The 5000-nt window shown below is 66.1% G+C and carries 4 protein-coding genes and 1 pseudogene (1 of these 5 running past the window's edge); 1 reads left to right on the top strand and 4 read right to left on the bottom strand.

The window, feature by feature from the left end; genetic code table 11:
- Nucleotides 1-1076 carry the 3' portion of a M23 family metallopeptidase gene (locus MAXJ12_RS07375; protein WP_008835175.1) on the top strand. The gene continues 880 nt to the left of window position 1, outside the view, so the window shows 1076 of its 1956 coding nt (coding positions 881-1956); the start codon falls outside the window, past its left edge; it ends in the stop codon at nt 1074-1076.
- Between the two features lie 23 nt (nt 1077-1099).
- Here MAXJ12_RS07375 and MAXJ12_RS07370 read toward each other — a convergent pair whose 3' ends face one another.
- The 4 genes and pseudogenes from MAXJ12_RS07370 to MAXJ12_RS38525 form a co-directional block, all read right to left on the bottom strand.
- Entirely contained in the window at nt 1100-2671 is a 1572-nt protein-coding gene (locus tag MAXJ12_RS07370) for an MFS transporter (protein ID WP_040585293.1), read from the bottom strand.
- Between the two features lie 82 nt (nt 2672-2753).
- A complete protein-coding gene (locus MAXJ12_RS07365) occupies nt 2754-4181 on the bottom strand; it encodes a L,D-transpeptidase (protein ID WP_008835173.1) in 1428 nt (475 codons plus the stop codon).
- Between the two features lie 144 nt (nt 4182-4325).
- Complete coding sequence (locus MAXJ12_RS07360; RefSeq protein ID WP_008835172.1) at nt 4326-4688, bottom strand: MmcQ/YjbR family DNA-binding protein; 363 nt, start codon at nt 4686-4688, stop codon at nt 4326-4328.
- A gap of 89 nt (nt 4689-4777) precedes the next feature.
- Nucleotides 4778-5000, bottom strand: a pseudogene (locus MAXJ12_RS38525) (hypothetical protein); the annotation flags it as partial.

Here is a 5000-nt window from a genome sequence, read left to right as displayed (position 1 = left end):
ATGCGACCGGCATGGCCGAGGCTGTCGGCAAGATCATGAACTCGACGACCCTGAAGGCGGGCACCGTCCTGCGGGTCGAACTCGAGGTCCGCGGCGACCGCGCACGCGTCGTGCGGACCAGCGTCTACGACCGGACGCAGCATATCGTGACAATCGCACTCAACGACCGCGACCAGTTCGTCACGACGGTGGAGCCGGAACCGAACCCGGCGCTGCTGACGGCGTTCGACGACACGCCGCCGGTCGCGGTCCGGGGCAATCTGCCGACGGTCTATGACGGCATCTACCGCGCGGCCTACGCCTACGGCATGTCCAGCGACATGACCAAGAAGCTGATCAAGCTCCTTGCATCCGACGTCGACTTCCAGTCGCGGCTCAATCCTGCCGACCGCATCGAAGTCTTCTTCTCGCAGCCCGACGGCGACGATCTGATGTCCGAGGATTCCGAACTGCTCTACGTGTCGGCCACCTTCGGCGGCAACACGCGCAACTTCTACCGCTTCAAGACGTCCGACGGCAGCGTCGACTATTTCGACCAGGACGGCCGCAGCGCCAAGCAGTTCCTGCTGCGCAACCCGCTCCCCAATGGCCGCTTCACCTCCGGCTTCGGCGGACGCAACCATCCGATCCTCGGCCGTTCCGCCATGCACACCGGCGTGGACTGGGCAGCGCCGCGAGGCACGCCGATCATCGCCTCGGGCAACGGCACCGTCGAAAAGGCCGGATGGGCCGGCGGCTATGGCCGCCAGACCATCATCCGCCACGCCAACGGCTACGAAACCTCGTACAACCACCAAAGCGCCCTCGCCAAAGGCATCAAGCCCGGCGCCAAGGTCCGCCAGGGCCAGGTCATCGGCTATGTCGGATCCACCGGTCTGTCGACAGGCAACCACCTGCACTACGAACTGATCGTCAACGGCCGCAAAGTGGATCCGATGCGCGTCAGGCTGCCGGTCGGGCGCATTTTGAAGGGCGACGATCTCGCGACCTTCGAAAAGGAACGCAAGCGCATCGACGACCTGCTCAAGGAAGAGGGCGATCCGCTCAAGGTGGCGAGCGCCAAGGCCGAGGGCTGATCCGGCCGGCCTTGCGGCGACAATCACTCCGCCGAAGCTGGATTTGCTGCGTCCTCGGCGCTTTCGGTGCGGCCGCTTCCGGGCACGGTCATCCAGGCGGTCAGAGCCGAGAGAACGCAGAGCGCGGCGGTGACCCAGGAAACAGCCGCGAAGGCGGCATCGCTCGCGGCGAGCCGGATGCTTTCGGCGTCAGCCGGAAGCGCGCTCGCCGGCTCCTCGCCAAAGCTTGGCACGACGCCGGCGGTCTCGCCCAGCAATGATGCGTAGCGGAGCGCGGCGACGCCGCCCATCGCCGCGACGGCAAACAGCCCGGCCATCCGGGCTACCGCATTGTTGATGCCAGACGCCGACCCGGTCTCGCTGTCCTCGACGGCTGTCATGATCGCCGTCGACAGCGGCGAGACGACAAGCGCCATGCCGAGGCCCATCAGAGCCATAAGCGGGAAAATCCCGAACCAGAAGCTGTGGATCCCTCCACCCGTGAGAAGCGCAAGGCCTGCAAAGGCGGCCGCCACGACCAGGCTGCCGGCGACGATCGGCAAACGCGGCCCGATGCTGTCCGAGGCCTTTCCGACCGGCCCCGAAAGAAGCGCGATCGCCAGAGAAAGCGGCAGGAAAATGAAGCCGGTCGCCGCCTCGCTCAAGCCCCATCCCGCGATCAGCAGCATCGGCAGGTAGAACAGGATCGCCGAAAGCGCGAAATATAGGAAGAATGTCGAGACGTTTGCCCCCGAAAACGATCGGCTGGCGAACAGGCCGAGATCGACCATTGGCTCCTTCTGCCGCCGTTCCCAGACGAGGAACGCCGCGAGGACCACAAATCCGGCAGCGACCCAGGCGGCGGAATGCAGCAGGCTCGCAGTGCCGAACACGGTGAAGCCGTAGGCAAGCGCGCCGAGCGAGACGGTGGCGAGCGCCGCGCCGCCGAGATCGAGGGTGCGGGTTTCGCCGGGCGCATCCGCGGGCACTTTCGCCGCCAGGAAATAGATCGCCAACCCGCCGAGCGGCAGGTTGACGGCGAAAATCCAGCGCCAGACGCTGTCTTCGAACGACGAAAGCAGCACGCCGCCGATCACCGGCCCCAAAGCAGTGGTGAGTGCCGACGCGGCGGCCCAAATGCCGATTGCGCGCCCGCGCTCCTTCTTCGGATAGGCCTTCGCGATGATGGCCAGGCTGCCGGGCACCATGATGGCAGCGCCCACGCCCTGCACGGCGCGCGCGACGATCAGAAACAATGCGTCCGGAGCGACCGCACAGACCATCGAGGCGCCGATGAACAGCGCGATCCCGACGATAAGGGTGCGGCGCAGGCCGAACTTGTCGCCCGCGGCCCCGCCGGCGAGGATCAGCGCCGACAGCGTCAGCGCATAGGCGTTGGAAATCCATTGGGCTTCGATGAGGCTCGCGCCGAGGTCGCTGCGCATCGCCGGAATGGCGATGGCCACAACCGATCCGTCGATGAAGCCGAGGGAGGAAGCGAGAATCGCGGCGACCAGCACGTAGCGGCGGCGCTCCCGCGGGCAGAACGTACCATCTTCGGGCCGAGCCGCCGTCTGCGGGACAGCGCCCTCATGTGCTTCGCAAGGCGATCGCATGCGCCGAAAATAGCGCAAAGCACAACCGCAGCAATCCCGTCAAAGGGCCGATACGTCCGCAGGGTTCCGGGGGACCGCGGTATTACTCGACGAACTCGACCATCACGCCGGGGCTGACCAGCTTGGCCAGTTCCTGCGCGTCCCAATTGGTCAGGCGCACGCAGCCATGGCTCTCGGTCTTGCCGATCTTGGAGGGGTCCGGCGTGCCGTGAATGCCATAGGTTGGCTTGTCCAGCGCGATCCAGATCGAGCCGACGGGTCCGTTGGGGCCGGGCGGAATGGTCAGGATCTTGTCGTTCCGGCCCTGCTTGAAATTCACCTTCGGATTGTAGGTGTAGTTGGGGTCGAAGGCGACCCGCGACACGGCATGCTTGCCGGTCGGCGACGGCGTTTCGGTCGAGCCGATGGTGGCGGGATAGGCGGCGACCAGTTCGCCCTCCTCCTCGTCATAGGCGCGCACCTGCTTGCGCCCCTTGTCGGCAACGATCCGCTGAACCTTCTTCGTGACCGGAGCGCCGACATTGGCGACGCGGATGATGGTGCCCGGCCGCGAGAAATTGGCGTCCGGGTTGAGCGCCTTCAGGTAGCCCTCGTCCATATGGAATTTTTCCGCCAGCATCTCCGAAACGGAGGTGTAGCTCAGATTTTCGAGCCGCGCCTTCGCGCTGTAGTCTTCCGGGACCGCGGCGACGAACGGCCCCGCGGCATCGGCGGCGGTGATCGTGTAGGTGGTGAACGGGTCGCCGCCGCTCGCCGCAAGCGCTGCCTTGATGCCCGCCGAATCGGTGGACCGCAGGCTGGTTCCGGTGATCTCGCGGTAGGCGTCGAAGGCCTTGTCGACATTCGAGCCGAACTTGCCGTCTATGACGCCCGGCGAAGCGCCGGTCCGGTCCATCAGCACCTGGATAGCGGCGACGTCTTCGCGCGCGGTGAAATTCATCGGCGGTGGCGCAACCGGATCGACGACGATGGTCTCGCCGGGAGTTGCAGGCTCGGCGGGCTCGTCGGGCGGCGCGCGCTCGACGACGCGCGGAGGCTCTTCCCTGAGTTCAGGCAATGTGCGCCGCCGCGGCGCCGGCGGGAATTCCTCGACGAAGGGTTCATCGCGATAATCGTATTCGTCGACGGGCGGCGGCAGGAGGCGATAATCCCCGAGCTTGCGCCGGCGCAGCCGCTCCATGTCCTCGGGGTCGTCGAGATAGTAGCGTTCGTCCCGGTCCAGTTCCCGCGCGCGCAACTCACGGCGCAGCGCCGGCCGGTTCATCGGGCGGACGCGCCGCGGCGGCTGCACGGCGATGATCTCGCCGGTGTAGGCGTCGATGATGACGCGGTTGCCATTGCCGTCGTAGAAGATCTCCACGTCGCCCGCCTGCGCCAGCTGAATGCCTTCAGATCGGCTGAGGGCGGCCTGATCGGCCTCGCGCGCAGCGCCGGCCGATTGCGACGCCAGCGCCCCCGACGCGGAAAGCCCAGCCACCAGCGCCGAAAGCATGAAAACCTTGCCGAGCATCTATCCCCAAATCTCCGTTTCAGCGCCGCGCCATGCAGCCGTCCAATGCCGCTTCAGCCTAGAAGTTCCAACATGAACCGGGCATGAAAATGGCCGCGCGGTGACTGCCTTCGGTCTGCATTTTAGCAAATATGCATATAATCGTCATGTAACCGCGCCAAGCTCGCTTCGCACGCGCTTGGGCAGCGCGCGGAAGATCAACGCGTGGCTTTCGCGGACATAGTCCTTCAGCGCTTCGTCATCCATGCTTTCGCCCGTCCGGCGCTGGATCCATTTCATGCCGCGCGAGGCGAGATAGGGCGCCGGACGGCAGCCCGGCTGCTCCCTCAAAATTTCGTAGGCGAACTCGGAGCATTTGAAGGTGACGGCCAGTTCTTCGCCGCCGCCCCAGCCGGCGATGGCGAACACCTTGCCGCCGACCTTCCACACATGCGCGCCGCCCCACTGGACGACATGGGTCGCGAAGGGAAGCGCGCCGCAGAAGCTGTTGTATTCGTCGAGCGTCATGGTCCTGTCTTTCGCACACATGAAGAATTGTTGCCACGCTCCGGAGTTTCGCCGGCCTGGCTATTGATCGGCAAGCGCAGGGACGCGCGTCATGATGTGTCGGGGTGCTCCAGCGCCCAGAAGGCCAACCCATGAGCGGCAGTCAGCACCTCGTGGACCTCATGGGAAGGCCGCCGGCGAGAGCCGGGCGGACGTCCCATCCGCAGCGGCCAAACGCGGCGAATCCGGCCCGCGTCGCGGGGTTTGTTTTGCGCAGCGGCAGTGTCGCGGCGAACCCGCCAGCGGGCGAAGCGCAGGGCCTGGCGCGGCAGG

It is taken from the genome of Mesorhizobium alhagi CCNWXJ12-2 (genome assembly GCF_000236565.1).
GTDB classification, from domain to species: Bacteria; Pseudomonadota; Alphaproteobacteria; order Rhizobiales; family Rhizobiaceae; genus Allomesorhizobium; species Allomesorhizobium alhagi.
The sequence above is the reverse complement of the archived record's forward strand: the minus strand, read 5'-3'. Positions and strand labels throughout refer to the sequence as shown.

Coding starts and splice junctions, on each gene's coding strand:
- MAXJ12_RS07360 (WP_008835172.1), bottom strand. CDS start 4,688: ATGACGCTCGACGAATACAACAGCTTCTGCGGCGCGCTTCCCTTCGCG.
- MAXJ12_RS07370 (WP_040585293.1), bottom strand. CDS start 2,671: ATGCGATCGCCTTGCGAAGCACATGAGGGCGCTGTCCCGCAGACGGCG.
- MAXJ12_RS07365 (WP_008835173.1), bottom strand. CDS start 4,181: ATGCTCGGCAAGGTTTTCATGCTTTCGGCGCTGGTGGCTGGGCTTTCC.